Consider the following 14032-nt stretch of genomic DNA (forward strand, 5'->3'; position numbering starts at 1 on the left):
GGTGCCTGATGCTGCTGGTGCTGCTGCTCGTGCCCGTATTTGCGCAATCGACGCCGGTGCGCATCGGCTCGAAGGTGTTTACCGAATCGGTGATCCTGGGCGAACTGGCCAAGGCCACCGCGCAGCAGGCCGGCGTCGATGCCGTGCACCAGCGCGAGCTCGGTGGCACCAGCGTGCTGTGGAAAGCGCTGCAGCAAGGCGATATCGACGTCTATTCCGAATACACCGGCACCATCACCCACGAGCTGCTGAAAAACGTGGCGCCCGACGCCGACATCCCTACCTTGCGCGCGCGGCTGCAGCCGCTCGGCATCGGCATCACCGATTCGCTGGGCTTCAACAACACCTATGCCGTGGGCATGCTGGCGGATAAAGCCGCGCAGCGGCATATCAGCCGCCTGTCCGATCTGGCTGCGCATCCCGAACTGCGCTTCGGCTTTTCCAACGAGTTCATCGATCGCGTGGACGGTTGGCCCGGCATTCGCCAGCGCTACGCTCTGCCGCAGACGCAGGTGCGCGGACTCGACCACGCGCTGTCGTATCGCGCCGTGGCCAGCGGCGCGGTCGATGCGATCGACCTCTACAGCACCGACGCGGAAATTCCCTACTACCATCTGCGCACGCTGGACGACGACCGCCATTATTTTCCGCGCTACGAGGCGGTGTATCTGTATCGGCTGGCGCTTGCGCAAAGCGCGCCGCAGTTCGTCACCGCGCTGCAAAAGCTCGCCGGCCGCATCGACGAAAACACCATGCGGCAGATGAACGCCAAAGTGAAGCTGCATGGTATGAAGGAAGACGTCGTGGTCGCGGCGTTTCTCGGCATCCGCGCCGATACCCGCGCCGACAAGGGACTCGCCGCGCGACTGCTGCAGACGAGCATCGAACACATCAAGTTGGTCATGCTGTCGCTGGGACTGGCCGTGCTGCTGGCGATTCCGCTGGGCATTCTGGCGGCGCGGCTCAAACGCCTGGGGCAAGTGGTGATCGGGCTGACCGGCATTCTGCAGACCGTGCCGTCGCTGGCGATGTTCGTTTTCATGATCCCAGTGTTCGGCATCGGCACCTGGCCGGCCATCGCCGCGCTGTTCCTTTACAGCCTGCTGCCGATCGTGCGCAACACGCACGCGGGGCTGGTCGGCATTGCGCCGGAACTGCGCGAATCGGCCGCGGCCATGGGCCTGCCGCGCGGCGTCCGGTTGCGATGGATCGAACTGCCCCTGGCCACGCGCTCGATCCTCGCCGGCATCAAGACCGCGGCGGTGATCAACGTGGGCACGGCCACGCTGGCCGCGCTGATTGGCGCCGGCGGCTACGGCCAGCCGATTCTCACCGGTATCCGGCTGGACAACATCGGCCTGATTCTCGAGGGTGCGATTCCCGCGGCCATTCTGGCACTGCTGGCGCAAGGCGTGTTCGAAGGCATCGAACGCTGGCTGACGCCGCGCGGGCTTCGGCTTCAGGCGCGGCAGTAGGCGTAACGCGCGCTGATGTCGCAGGCCCGCCGCACGACGAAACCGGCACGTCGGGCATGCGACCATCGGCTATTCGCATCGAGGCCCAACGCATGCAGCACGCCCGCAAAACTCACTCGCCGCGTATCGCGATCATCGGAGCCGGCATGGCCGGCATCAGCTGTGCGGACGCGCTCCAGCGGTACGATCTCGCCGTCACGCTGTTCGATAAGAGCCGCGGCATCGGCGGCCGCCTCGCCACGCGACGCACCGATGGCGGCGACAGCTTCGATCATGGCGCGCAGTACATCACCACGCGCTCGGCCGATTTCAGTGCTTTTGTCGACAGGCTTCGGCAAGCCGGCGCCGCAGCGGAATGGCAGCCACGCTTGAGCACCGACGCGTCGGCGCATCACGCATGGTTCGTCGGTACGCCCGGCATGAGCGCGCTGCTGAAACCGCTGACGCAGGATCTCGACATCCACCTCAACACGACAGTCAGCGCGCTGGAGCGAAGCGGGAATGGCTGGCAGCTGCGGACTGCCGACGGCACGCTGTCCGAATCCTACGACGTGGTGATCAGCACTGCGCCGCCCGTGCAGACGCGCGCGCTTTTCGCGGTCGACCCGGCGATGCAAGCATCGCTCGATGCGATAAGCATGGCGCCGTGCTGGACGCTGATGGCCACCTTTACCGCGCCAATCGATGTGGACTTCGACGCACGCCGCTTCGACGAAGGTGCCGTCTCCTGGATGGCACGACAGGCATCGCGCCCGCAGCACGGCGGAAATCAGCAGGGTTGGGTAGTGCACGCGGGGGCTGAGTGGAGCGCCGAGCATCTGGAACTGACGCCCGAGCAGGTCGCAAGCCTTATGCAGCAGGAACTGTCTCGCGCCATTGGCATGGCGCTGCCACAAGCCAGCTTCGTCCAGGCGCACCGCTGGCGCTACGCCATGACGACGCAGCCGCTGGGCCAGCCCTTTCTCGCCAGCGCGGATAAGAGCCTATTCGCAGGCGGCGACTGGTGCCTTGGCGCACGCGTGGAGTGCGCCTATCAAAGCGGCGCGGCAATGGCCGCCGCCGTGGCGAAAAGACTGCTCACCGAATGACTTCGTCGCCAGGCCACTGTTGTTCTGTCTGACGAAACACATTCGTGCCGCGGCATATGGCCGTCCAAATGCCGCCCTCGGTTGACAATCCGCCGCGCTCATGCCGACCATGCGCGTCTATCTATCTCAAGAAAACATTCCCATGTCCAAGCAGCCTGCCCTGGCGATCGTCTACGAGCACCCCGAGTGGTTCAAGCCGCTGTTCGCTGCGCTGGATCGCCGCGGCGTCGACTATCGGGCTTTTCCCTTCGAGAGCCATCAATTCGATCTTGCCCAGCGGCACGCACCGGCGCCGGTGGTGTTCAGCCGCTTGGCGATGAGTTCATTTCTGCGCCAGGACGAGCATCCGATTTTCTACGCGCAGGCGTTGTATGCGCACTGGGAGTTGAACGGCGCGCACGTGATCAACGGCAGCAAGGCACTGGCGATCGATGCGAACAAAGCACGGCAGCTGTCGGTGATCCAGTCGCTGGGGTTGGATATTCCCGCCACCCGTGTAGTGCACCGGCAGGCGGATGTCGTGGCGGCAACCGAAGGCCTGCGCTTTCCGGTCATCGTGAAGGTGAACATCGGCGGCTCGGGCGCAGGCGTATCGCGCTATGACAGCGTCGACGAATTGAAGCAGGCCGTGGCCGACGACCGCACGCCCAAAGGCATCGACAGCGTGCTGCTGGTGCAGGAATACGTGCCGGCGAAAGACAAGCACATGGTCCGCATGGAAACGCTGGACGGCAAGTTTATTTATGCGATCTCGCTCAACACCGACGGCGGCACGTTCGACCTTTGCCCTGCCGACGTCTGCCTGATCGACAAGCCCACCGTCACCGTGCAGGAATTCAAGCCCGATGCGCAGGCGATCAAGGCGGCCGAAGCCATTGCGCGAGCGTCGGGGCTGGACATCGGCGGCATCGAATTCATGATCGACGAACGCGACGGTGCGCGCCGTTTCTACGATATCAACGGGCTATCCAATTTCGTCGCCGATCCGCTCCACGTGCTGGGCTGGGACCCGCACGAAAAGCTGGTCGACTATCTGATCAACGTGATCGCGTCCAAGCGGGAGAAGGCAGCATGAAGTACGGATTCTGGGCCCCGGTATTCGGCGGTTGGCTGCGCAATATCCGCGACGAAAACATGGAAGCAAGCTGGGACTATCTCAGCAAGCTGTGCCTTCGCGCCGAGCAGATTGGCTACGACCTCACCCTGGTCGCCGAACTCAATCTCAACGACATCAAGGGCGTCAACGAACCGGCGCTCGACGCCTGGTCCAGTGCCGCCGCGCTGGCCGCAGTGACGAAAAAACTGGAGATCATGGTCGCCGTGCGGCCGAATTTTCATCAGCCCGCGCTGTTCGCCAAGCAGGCCGCGAATATCGACCGCATCTCCGGCGGCCGACTCGCGCTCAACGTGGTGTCGTCCTGGTGGGCCGACGAAGCAACGCAATACGGCCTGCAGTTCGATCAGCACGACGACCGCTACGGTCGCACCAACGAATGGCTGCAGGTGGTCGACGGCCTATGGACACAGACGCCGTTCAATTTCAGCGGCGAGCGCTACCAGCTGAAGGACGCGATCTGCGAGCCCAAGCCGATCTCTTCGCCGCGTCCAACCATCTACGCCGGCGGCGAATCCGAAGCGGCCAAGACGATGATCGCCCAGCGCTGTGACGCTTACGTCATGCACGGCGACGAACCGGCCTTCATCGGCGAAAAAATCGCCGACATGCGTGCTCGCCGCGAGCGTGCAGGCCTGCCGCCGATGATCTACGGCATGGCGGCTTACGCCATCGTGCGCGATACCGAGGCCGAAGCGCTGGCCGAGGTCGAACGCATTACCGCGCTGGACCCGGAAGCCGCCGGCTTCGCCAACTTCGAGCAGTGGCTCTCCGGCACCCAGCTGGAGCGCGAGATGAAGATCAAGGAATACTCGGTCTCCAATCGTGGCCTGCGTCCGGGTCTGATCGGCACGCCCGAGCAGGTGCGTGCGCGCATCGACGAATTCTCCGCGATTGGCCTCGATCTGCTCCTGCTGCAGATGAGCCCGCAGCTGGAAGAAATGGAACGTTTCGCGGCGCAAGTGATCTCACACTCGACGTTGGCTGCCTGAAACATCTGAAACAGACGGCACGTGGTTTTGGCCGTCGCTTTAAGCGGCAGCCACGGCGTTCGTGCCGGTCCAGAGGACAATGACGCTCGATACTCTAATACGCTCGCGTCGGTCCTGTAGCCGAGCCGCCTGGAGAGGCATCGCGTGGATATCGTGCATGCACCCTGCGCACGACGACAAATGGCGATGCCATCGGCGTTGACAAGAGCTATGCGGCTGCGGGGAAACTATCTATCGGCAGGGTCACGGTGAATTCGCTGCCGAGATTGCGTCCGGCGCTGTGTCCCGTGACCGTGCCGCGGTGCGCCTCCACCAACTCGCGCACCACGGCCAGCCCAATGCCGAGTCCACCGCTGGAACGATCGAGCGCGCGCGCATCCTGCACGAACAGGTCGAAGACATGCGGCAACGCGTCGGGTGAAATGCCGATGCCGTTATCGGACACGGTGATCGCCATCGCCTGCTCTCGCACCACCAGCACCAGCGAAACCTTGCCACCTTCCGGCGTGTATTTCGATGCGTTGTCCAAAAGATTGTTGAATATCTGCGTCAACCTGACGCGGTCTCCGTAAAAATGCAGCGGCGCAGCCGGTAACTCGCTCCTCATCTGCTGCCCTCTTGCTTCCATTGCGGGACGGCAGGAGTCGATCGCCAGACGCAGCACGTCGATCATTTCCACGTTGCTGCGCTCCAGCCGCAGCTTGCCCGTGCTGATGCGCGAACCATCGAGCAGATCGCCGATCAGTCGCGACATATGCGTCACCTGATCGTCGATGATCACCTGCAGACGCGCCAGCGACAGCGCGTCGTCGGTCTGCCGATCGATCAGCAGACTCGCCGCCAGACGTATCGGCGTCAGTGGATTGCGCAGCTCGTGCGCCACCATCGCCATGAATTGGATCTGCTGGCGGTGTGCCTCGCGCGCGTGCAGCTCCAGCTCCTGCGCCGTGAGTGCAGCCATCAACAACTTTTCGTTGGCATCGCGGAGATCGGCCAGGCGATCGGCTTCCTCGACCGGCAGCGATTCGCGACAGATCAGCGGCATCAGTGCCGAGCGCGGTCCAGGCTCGCTCGTTGGCGCATCACCATGGAACTGATATCCGCCGGGCCCTCTTTCCTTGGAACGATACATGGCCACATCGGCACGATCGATCAGGGTGACCATGTCCAGTCCGTCTTCCGGATACATGGCGATGCCGATGCTGGCGGACAGCTGCAGGCGCACCTCACCGACCGAACTGGGCAGCGCAATGGCCGCCAGCAGCATCTCGGCGATACGCGCCGCTTCGGAAGCCTGAGCAACCTGGGTCAGCAACACGAGGAACTCGTCACCGCCGTGCCGACTGACGGTGTCGCCATCGTGCAGCACCGACTCCAGGCGACTGGCGACCACCTGCAGCACGGCGTCGCCACCGGCATGGCCGAGCGTGTTGTCGATGGTTCTGAAATGATCCAGATCGAGAAAGAGCACCGCCAGGCGGCTGTTCCGCTGACTGGCGCTGGTCATCGCCAGGGTCAGGCGATCGAACATCAGCGCACGGTTGGCCGTCTGCGTCAGCGCATCGCGCTGGCTGGAATAGGTCAGCTCGGTGAGATTGGCCACCGCGGTTTCCGCGATGGATTCGGCATTGAGTGCGGCCAGAACCAATCGACCGTTGGCTTCGAGCAGTTGCGTGACGCGATTGCCGCCGATCTCCACGCGCACGTCCACCAGTTCCTGGCGCAGTTTGACCAGATCCGCCCGCAGGTCGTCAGCCTGCCCGTTGAGTAACGCCACTACCTGCGTGGCTCCAGCAACGGTATGCGGATCGTTTCGGTCGGTCACGACGTCGACGGCATGATGCTGTACTTATCCATCGTCGGCGCCGGATGTCGGTCCGTTCAAGCCGCTGCGGCTGCGCGTAGGCCGACCGCCCAGCAAACCCTCGTAACCGGCCAGCATCTCGTCGATCTGGATGCCGTCATCATCGATATGAAAAAGATGCAGCGCATTGGAATGCGCACTGGCGCGAATTTTTACCACCGCCATCACCCGCTCCAATCGACCCTCCAGTTCGATATAGCGCTGCACGACGATGGCGTCGGTGAGAAACGCCGTGCCGTAGGGGCTGAAGCGCAGTTCGTTATAGCGATCTTCGAGTTCGGAGGTCATCAGTACGGTGACGCCGATATTGGTAAGCGCCGAAACCAGCCGGGATAGCGACTCACGAAAATCCTCGCGAAACGTCGGCGCCAGTGCCAGTTCGAATCCCGACAGCGAATCGATCACCACGCGAGTTGCCTTGAGCCGCTGGATCTCCGTGATCAGCTGCATCGCAATTTCGTCCACTGACAGCGCCAGCGAACGGGTATCGATGACGCCGATCCGATCGCTCTCGATCAGATCCGCCAGCACCCGACCACGCGATTGCTTGGGACGCTGTTCGAAGGCCGCGATGACCCCTGTTTCACCCGCCCGCGCGCCCTCGGTCAGAAATGCCGATGCCAGAATGCTCTTGCCCGAACCCGATGGCCCGGCAACCAGCAGCGAGTATCCGCGCGGCAGGCCGCCACCCATCATCGTATCGAGTTTGGGCACACCCATTTTCGCGCGCCGATCCGGTTCCAACGCGGGCTGCGGATCATTCAGCGTTGCCAGCGCCGGCGGCGCGAATACCTGAATGCCGTTCTCCGTGATGCGAAACGTGTGCAGACCAGGCAGCGACGGTTGCCCGCGCATCTTCATGACCTCCATCTTGCGTACCATCGAATTGCTCTGCACGCTCTGGCGCAGCCAGATCAGTCCGTCGGCCACCGTGAATACCGGGCTGGGATCGTCATCGCTGAAGTATTCGCCAAGCAGGAACGTGGTGGCCTGCCAGCTCGTCATCAGCATGCCCAGCTGCTGTACGAATTGCTGCAGGCTGATGAATGGATTGCGATCGCCCTCCCCAGCGAGGATGACCGAGCGGAAGGAGTCCACAAACACCAGCGAGGGGCCGTGCGCCTCGACCTCGGCAACCACCCGCGCCAGCACCTTGGTCAGATCGCCAGTGGCGGTTTCTTCGGCCAGATTGATGAAATGGACCGACTGGCTGACTTTTTCCGTATCGAAAAAGTCGAACTGCTGTTGATAGCGGAACATCTTCAGCGGCGGCTCGCCGAGCACGGTGAAATACAGCGCTGGCCGCGTAGGCGTGGCCAGCGCAAACATGATCTGATGCGCCAGCGTGGTCTTGCCCGACCCCGGGGGCCCGGCGATAAGGTTGAAGGAAAACTCCGGCAGACCGCCGCCGAACACTTCGTCCAGTCCAGGTACTCCCGTGGCAAGGCGATTGATGATGGCTTTGACCTTGATCATGGAGCATTGTCCTTCGCGGCATCGCCGCTGGATGACTTGTCCCACACCGAACGCAGCAGACGCTCGAACAGCGAGCCGCCGATCAGGTGGATAAGAAGATCGTGGAAAGTGTGTAGCAGCGAGATCGTTGCCGCCAAGGCCTCCACCGGCGTCTGTTGAGACAAGGCGGTTTTCAGACCCTCGAATTCGCCGGGGCGCAGCGAACCCTCGTATGCGGTCACGAGACAGGGATGATCGATCAACGTGAGATACAGGCTGCGCTTGTAAAGGGCCGCAACGCCGGACTGGCCGATGATCGGCGCCAGCGCCACGTCGACGTCCTTCCAAATCAGAAGTGCCTCGGCGGCGACGCTTGCCGCATCCGCAGCTTCCCCTACTCGTCTGGCAAGCATGGCTTGGATACCGTGTACGTCATTCGGCATCGGTAGCCCGTAGAACACGCGATAGCGCGTGCTTTGCGCCCCTATAGTACGCGCTAATCCATTTCTACAGGGCGCTGGATTTTTCAGCGCTGCAGTGTCGAGGAAGCGCGCCGCTCCGTGCACGCAGCCACCCGCCGCGGCTCGCTTCCATGCTTGCCAGCCTGAGGTGCTCGGGCGAGACTGCCGATACCCCTCAGCCTTTGGGCAATACATGAGTCTGGCCGAAACCCGGCGTGATCAGCTGTTCCCTGCGCTATGCGCCGTGCAGATCGCGGTGGCACAGCGCTTTGCGACGGCGCCGCCGCAGAAATTCGAGCCGGGCGAGACGCTCTACGCGCTTGGCGAGCGCCATGCGCCGGTATTCATCGTCACCACCGGCGAGGTCCTGGTCAACCGCGGCCATAGCAGCGGTGAGGATCAGCTGATCGCCACCTTGCCGATCGGCGGCATCACCGGCGAAGTCAGCCAGCTCGGCGGCCGTTCGGCGCTGGCCGAGGCGCGCGCGGGTGCGAACGGCTGCGAGGCATTGCGCTTCGATACCCACCAGCTGCGCGCGCTGATCGTCGGTTCGGCGGAAATTGGCGAAATCATCATGCGCGCCTTCCTGCTGCGCCGTACGGCGCTGATCGCCGAAGGAGCCAACACGCTGCTCGCCGGTCGACCCGGTGAGCCGGCGCTGGTGCGGCTGCAGGGTTTTCTCACCCGCAACGGCCACCCCTATTCGTTGCTGGACGTGACGGACGGCGGCGAAGGCCAGGCGCTGGCCGAACGGTTCGGCGTACACGATGACGACCTGCCGATCGTACTTTGCCCCAATGGCTCGCTGCTGAGGCATCCCAGCGAAGTCGATCTGGCCGCCTGCCTCGGCATGACACCGGAGCTCGACCCCGACCGCATCTACGACGTGGCCGTGGTGGGTGCCGGCCCGGCCGGACTGGCGACAGCGGTTTATGCAGCGTCGGAAGGCCTGTCCGTGCTGGTGCTGGATACCCGCTCGTTCGGCGGACAGGCCGGCGCGTCGGCCCGCATCGAGAACTATCTGGGTTTTCCCAGCGGCATCTCCGGCCATGCGCTGGCCGCGCGCGCATTTACCCAGGCGCAGAAGTTCGGCGCCGAAATCGCTATTCCGGTCACCGTAAGCGCATTGGAATGCGGCGGCGACCAGCGCCAGCCAGGCGATCCATTTACGCTGCGGCTGGAAAGCGGCCTCGGCGTGCAGGCGCGCAGCGTGGTGGTGGCATCGGGCGCGCGCTACCGGCGCATCGACATCGAGAACCTGAGCCTGTTCGAAGGCGCCGGCGTGTCGTACTGGGCGTCGCCGGTGGAAGCCAAATTGTGCGAGGGCGAGGACATCGCCCTGGTCGGCGCCGGCAACTCGGCGGGACAGGCGGTGGTTTTTATGGCGCCCCGGGTCAAACACCTGCACCTGGTGATACGCGGTGAATCGCTGGAGGCGTCGATGTCGCGTTATCTGATCGAACGTATCACCGCGCTACCCAACGTCACCCTGCATACGCGCACCGAAGTCATCGCGCTGCAGGGCGAGGTGAGCAGCGGCTTGACTGGCGCCAGCTTTCGCCATCGCGACACCGGCGCCGAATGGACCAGCCCACTGCGACACTTGTTTTTATTCGTAGGTGCGGATCCCAACGCAGCCTGGCTGGAAGGCTGCAACGTCGACGTGGATGCGAAGGGCTTTATCTGCACCGGCCAGCCCGGTAACGGCCGATTGTGGTCGACCGTCGGGCGTGAACCGCTGGCGCTGGAAACCAGCATGCCCGGTATATTCGCCATCGGCGACGTGCGCGCCGGTTCCACCAAGCGCGTCGCGGCGGCTGTCGGCGAAGGTGCCCAGGTCCTGGCCGCCCTGCATCAAGTGCTTGCCGCCACGCCCGCCAAACAGTCGGAGTCTGCCACATGAGCGATTACTGCAAACATATCGCCGATATTGCCGAGGTCACGCCGCAGACGCTGGGCTGCGAGGAGTGCCTGAAAAACGGATCGACCTGGGTGCATCTTCGACTGTGCCGAACCTGCGGCCACGTCGGCTGCTGCGATCAATCGCCGGGTCGCCACAGCACCGCGCACTTTCACGCCACCAAGCATCCGATCATCGAAGGCTACGATCCGCCAGAGGGCTGGGGCTGGTGCTTCGTGGACGACACCCTGGTCGACCTGCCCGACCAGACGCCACAGACAGGCCCGATACCTCGATACGTATGACAGACGGTCGATGAACTAGAGCGGCCATACTTGGATTGGGACGTATAGACGTCCATGCAACGGCTAAAAAAGCGGCCTATCGTTTTTCGGCGCGCTCACATCCCGCAGCCTGTTTTGCGTGATCGTATCCGCGTGGTCGCGATGATAAACGTACGAACGATCGCGCAGCTTGCGGCTGCGAACGCCGACGACGACCAGCTTTTTCACCAGCGCCGAGTCTTCGGCATAGCGGATTTCGGGAAAGCCGCCGACCGCCACAATGGCTTCACGCCGGACCACGATCATGCCCACCCCCAGGCAGCGGTCGACATGAATCATCTGGCCAGGATGGTGCCGGCAGGGCACCAGTGGATCGCCCACGACGCGCATTGGCGACATCCACATATCGACCGACGGATCGGACTCGATCGCCTCCCGGCGACGCGCCAAATGCGAAGGCTCGAACTCGTCGTCGCTGTCCAGAAACGCGACCCATGGTGCGCTGGCCTCGGCCAAAAGGCGATTGCGCGCCACCGACTGGCCGCCGTTTTCATGCCGCCAGCAGCGCACGCGCGGATCGCTTGCCTGCCAATCGCACAGCAGCGGCCAGGTGTCGTCGGTCGAGCCGTCGTCGGCCACCAGCAGCTCCCACTGCGACTCGACCTGGGCAAGCACAGACGCCAGCGCGCGCCCGAGCAGCGCGGCGCGGTTGTAGGTCGGCATGATGATCGAGAAAAACGGCGGCGCGGGCATGCGTCGGATCGTAATGGCGAATGCCGTGAGCAAACGTGAATGCGTCCTTCTGACGCACAAGCGAAGCCGGACCTGCTTACCGGCGTGTCCGGACTCGAATGATCCGCCTTCATTTCACCCAGAGAACGACGCTCAACAAGAACGCCCGATGCAGGAGAATGACAATCTCCTGCATCGGGCGTTGTGATTTCATCCTATTTTCCCCATCGATAGCCGCGCCTTGCGCGTGGCTATCGATGGGGCAACCGCGACTAGCGACCGAGATCCTGCAGGAACCGATTGGTGTACTGCAGCGCGGTGCTGCCGCTGACCGAGTTGCAGGTCGGCGAGGCATAGCCGGAATTGCTCGAGCACGGCGTATCGCGATCGAGCGACCAGAAATGAATACCGGCCAGCTTGTTGCTCACCGCATAAGAGGTCAGCGTGTCGACATCGGTCAGCGAGAACACTTCGCTGGAGACGTCGTTGACACCCACCATCGGCGTCAGCTCGATCTGACTGGCAGGGATACCGTACGTGTGCTGCAGGTTCTGCACTGCCTGGATGGCCGACTGGCCCATATTGCAGACACCGTTGGCCACCACACACACGCCGGCGCTGGGGCCGCCGAAATCCATCACCATCAGGTTGATCGTGTAATTGCTGAGGTTGGCGCTCTTGATCGACTTGACCACCATGTCGCCCAGTGAGTTGAGCCCGCCGTAGCTACCGTCCGATGCCGCCAGCGTCGCCAACGTGAAGGAGAAGCGCAGGTTCGGATACAGCGTGTGCGCGTACGCTACCTCGGTGACAAGACTGGTGATCTGCGCCTGCGTCTGGCCACCCTCGATATCGAAATCGACGCCCACCAGATGCGATGAGTTGTAGGTCGACAGGAACTTCGCCATCCCCGCTGGCGTGGAGCAGGTGAACGTACCCGCCTGGCCGCCGGTGGAAACCACATAGTTGAGCCCGGCGTTGGCCAGCGCCTGTACGTTCGCGCTGGCAAAGCTTGCCGCCGGAATGCCGCCCCAGTTTTCGCTGCCGCATTCACCCGACGCGAAAGCCAAGGTAATCGCACCGAGGTTGGGTTCGGCGGTCGATACCAGGCTGCCGCTGCCCACGACGGGAATCGCCGTACCGGTCACCGCTGTCTGCATGACGTTGGTATTCCAGTTGAGATTGATGGTCACGTCCTTGTATGGGCTGAACAGCAAGCTGCCCGGCGCAGGGGCCGGCGCCGGCGCGGGCGACGGTGCAGGTGCAGGTGCAGGTGCAGGCGCCGGTGCCGGCGCGCCACCGCTGCAGGAACCCTGCGAGGTCCACGGCTGACCAGAGCCTGCGCCGCCGCTGTTGGTCGCCGGGTCATTGCCTTGCGTCCACCAGTTGGCGACGTAGTTGACGCCGTTCTCGCTGGCGGTGTTGCCGCCGGTATAAACCTGCGACGCACTCCAAGCTGCGGCGCAGCTGGTCGCGCTCGCGGCGTGCACCGACTGCACCGGTGCCGCGGCCAGCAGCGCCATGGACAGACCGGTAGCAGCAACGCTGCCGAATGCTCCTAATGCCATGCGTAAACACTTGGCGGGCTGTTTTACAAAAGGTGACGGGGGTTTGAGTGACATGTCGTGCTCTCCGGATGGGCCTGCATCAATTCAAGTGAATTACCGAGGCAGTTCACGGCCGCGATCCGATCGGCCATGGGGGATAGGCGCCTCATTGCATCCATGCACGCTACCGCTTGTTATGCGTGGAATATGTCCTGTGATAGGCCTAAATGACAACGTTGTCTATTGGAAAAAATCCCATCTGTGACCGCGCATGTGAATTGCTGCGAAGCACCAGCGCAGCGCTGTCGTTGTGCCGTGCGCTTTTTATTTTGCTGCTGGTGCGATATGTCGTAACGCCACGTCGCGGCGCCGCTCGTTTGCCGACGTATCGCGCTGCAACAGTGATGAGTCGCCATCGGAATGGCTCGCGATTTTTAGCTGCCTAGTCGACGCGGGCATCTGCTGAAAAAATGTCGAAGACAAGGCGGTCGGAACACGCATCGCGGGTGACGCACCGTGGATCGTCGGAACCGTGAGCGTCCTTTACCGATATCGGCGAACAAGAGAAAGTGGATTGCGACAATAGATGACAACGTTATCTAACTCGCGTCATCGCGATGCCGCGGCAAAGCGTCCGGCGCCACCGGCAGGCGGACTCCGTCGAATACGAGCGCGCGTTCAACAGCCAGGATGCTTCATACGCATTGTCGACGCGGCATCGCCGGTGTCCGCACTGAGAGCCGGCTCTATATCTTCACGTGGCCTGCGCCGCGAGTTGCTGGCGCGAAGGTCGAGAAAGAACGAGGGAATGGACGTCCGCCCACGACCGAGTGGTGACATAGAAAGGCAGGCAAACAGACCCAGCACTTCGCGCGGCCTGGCCCGGAGCGCGCCGAACACAGACAGCCGATCGCACGCGTTTTAGCCGACAAGCGCCCATGCTTTCGCCATGTCGGCAGCGCGACTGCACGGAAATTGCACGCCCGCCCTGCGATCTTGCCAGATCATTCCAGGCCGTTGTCGAGCCGTCGACAACGTCACGACGAAACATTTAGACATCGATCGGTCACCCGCGGTAATGTCGAGTGGTCGACGCCGAATTCAGCATCTACCGTTTTCC

11 protein-coding genes are annotated in these 14032 nt (G+C 63.0%); 6 read left to right on the forward strand and 5 right to left on the reverse strand.

Going from position 1 to position 14032, the window contains the following annotated elements; all coding sequences use genetic code 11:
• The first annotated feature begins 8 nt into the window (after nucleotides 1-8).
• The 4 genes from HDE76_RS06680 to HDE76_RS06695 all read left to right on the forward strand — a co-directional run bounded on the left by HDE76_RS06680 (nucleotide 9) and on the right by HDE76_RS06695 (nucleotide 4669).
• Entirely contained in the window at nucleotides 9-1475 is a 1467-nt protein-coding gene (locus HDE76_RS06680) for a glycine betaine ABC transporter substrate-binding protein (RefSeq protein WP_255481496.1), read from the forward strand.
• A 56-nt stretch (nucleotides 1476-1531) separates the two neighbouring features.
• Nucleotides 1532-2563, forward strand: a complete 1032-nt coding sequence (locus HDE76_RS06685; RefSeq protein WP_184506197.1) for an FAD-dependent oxidoreductase — start codon at nucleotides 1532-1534, stop codon at nucleotides 2561-2563.
• A gap of 142 nt (nucleotides 2564-2705) precedes the next feature.
• Nucleotides 2706-3638, forward strand: a complete 933-nt coding sequence (locus tag HDE76_RS06690; protein ID WP_184506199.1) for an alpha-L-glutamate ligase — start codon at nucleotides 2706-2708, stop codon at nucleotides 3636-3638.
• Entirely contained in the window at nucleotides 3635-4669 is a 1035-nt protein-coding gene (locus tag HDE76_RS06695) for an LLM class flavin-dependent oxidoreductase (RefSeq protein WP_184506201.1), read from the forward strand. The genes HDE76_RS06690 and HDE76_RS06695 overlap by 4 nt, the downstream gene beginning before the upstream one ends.
• Before the next feature lie 208 nt (nucleotides 4670-4877).
• Here HDE76_RS06695 and HDE76_RS06700 read toward each other — a convergent pair whose 3' ends face one another.
• The 3 genes from HDE76_RS06700 to HDE76_RS06710 are packed head-to-tail and all read right to left on the reverse strand — an operon-like array spanning nucleotide 4878 to nucleotide 8401.
• Entirely contained in the window at nucleotides 4878-6494 is a 1617-nt protein-coding gene (locus HDE76_RS06700; protein WP_184506203.1) for a diguanylate cyclase, read from the reverse strand.
• 24 nt (nucleotides 6495-6518) lie between these two features.
• Nucleotides 6519-8009 (reverse strand): ATPase domain-containing protein, encoded by a 1491-nt coding sequence (locus HDE76_RS06705; protein WP_184506205.1) that lies wholly within the window; start codon nucleotides 8007-8009, stop codon nucleotides 6519-6521.
• Entirely contained in the window at nucleotides 8006-8401 is a 396-nt protein-coding gene (locus HDE76_RS06710; RefSeq protein ID WP_184506207.1) for a hypothetical protein, read from the reverse strand. The genes HDE76_RS06705 and HDE76_RS06710 overlap by 4 nt, the downstream gene beginning before the upstream one ends.
• A 241-nt stretch (nucleotides 8402-8642) precedes the next feature.
• On the opposite strand from HDE76_RS06710, the gene HDE76_RS06715 reads away from it, so the two are divergent.
• Together HDE76_RS06715 and HDE76_RS06720 are read left to right on the forward strand one after the other, a co-directional pair.
• Nucleotides 8643-10352 carry an FAD-dependent oxidoreductase gene (locus HDE76_RS06715; RefSeq protein ID WP_179479881.1) on the forward strand — a complete coding sequence of 570 codons (1710 nt, stop codon included), beginning with the start codon at nucleotides 8643-8645 and terminating at the stop codon, nucleotides 10350-10352.
• Nucleotides 10349-10654, forward strand: coding sequence for a UBP-type zinc finger domain-containing protein (locus tag HDE76_RS06720; protein ID WP_179479879.1), 306 nt, complete (start codon nucleotides 10349-10351; stop codon nucleotides 10652-10654). Before HDE76_RS06715 ends, HDE76_RS06720 begins: the two co-directional genes overlap by 4 nt.
• Before the next feature lie 63 nt (nucleotides 10655-10717).
• Here the strand turns inward: HDE76_RS06720 and HDE76_RS06725 are convergent, their stop codons facing one another.
• Together HDE76_RS06725 and HDE76_RS06730 are read right to left on the reverse strand one after the other, a co-directional pair.
• Nucleotides 10718-11386 carry a glycosyltransferase family A protein gene (locus HDE76_RS06725; RefSeq protein WP_184506209.1) on the reverse strand — a complete coding sequence of 223 codons (669 nt, stop codon included), beginning with the start codon at nucleotides 11384-11386 and terminating at the stop codon, nucleotides 10718-10720.
• A gap of 251 nt (nucleotides 11387-11637) precedes the next feature.
• Nucleotides 11638-12933, reverse strand: a complete 1296-nt coding sequence (locus HDE76_RS06730) for a carbohydrate-binding protein (protein WP_184506211.1) — start codon at nucleotides 12931-12933, stop codon at nucleotides 11638-11640.
• Between the last annotated feature and the right edge of the window lie 1099 nt (nucleotides 12934-14032).

This window comes from Rhodanobacter sp. ANJX3 (assembly GCF_014200755.1).
Classification (GTDB): domain Bacteria; phylum Pseudomonadota; class Gammaproteobacteria; order Xanthomonadales; family Rhodanobacteraceae; genus Rhodanobacter.

What these genes read in the sequence shown, in the direction of transcription:
- HDE76_RS06715 (WP_179479881.1), top strand. Translation starts at nt 8,643, where the DNA reads ATGAGTCTGGCCGAAACCCGGCGTGATCAGCTGTTCCCTGCGCTATGC.
- HDE76_RS06695 (WP_184506201.1), top strand. Translation starts at nt 3,635, where the DNA reads ATGAAGTACGGATTCTGGGCCCCGGTATTCGGCGGTTGGCTGCGCAAT.
- HDE76_RS06680 (WP_255481496.1), top strand. Translation starts at nt 9, where the DNA reads ATGCTGCTGGTGCTGCTGCTCGTGCCCGTATTTGCGCAATCGACGCCG.
- HDE76_RS06705 (WP_184506205.1), bottom strand. Translation starts at nt 8,009, where the DNA reads ATGATCAAGGTCAAAGCCATCATCAATCGCCTTGCCACGGGAGTACCT.
- HDE76_RS06710 (WP_184506207.1), bottom strand. Translation starts at nt 8,401, where the DNA reads ATGCTTGCCAGACGAGTAGGGGAAGCTGCGGATGCGGCAAGCGTCGCC.
- HDE76_RS06725 (WP_184506209.1), bottom strand. Translation starts at nt 11,386, where the DNA reads ATGCCCGCGCCGCCGTTTTTCTCGATCATCATGCCGACCTACAACCGC.
- HDE76_RS06720 (WP_179479879.1), top strand. Translation starts at nt 10,349, where the DNA reads ATGAGCGATTACTGCAAACATATCGCCGATATTGCCGAGGTCACGCCG.
- HDE76_RS06685 (WP_184506197.1), top strand. Translation starts at nt 1,532, where the DNA reads ATGCGACCATCGGCTATTCGCATCGAGGCCCAACGCATGCAGCACGCC.
- HDE76_RS06690 (WP_184506199.1), top strand. Translation starts at nt 2,706, where the DNA reads ATGTCCAAGCAGCCTGCCCTGGCGATCGTCTACGAGCACCCCGAGTGG.
- HDE76_RS06730 (WP_184506211.1), bottom strand. Translation starts at nt 12,933, where the DNA reads ATGGCATTAGGAGCATTCGGCAGCGTTGCTGCTACCGGTCTGTCCATG.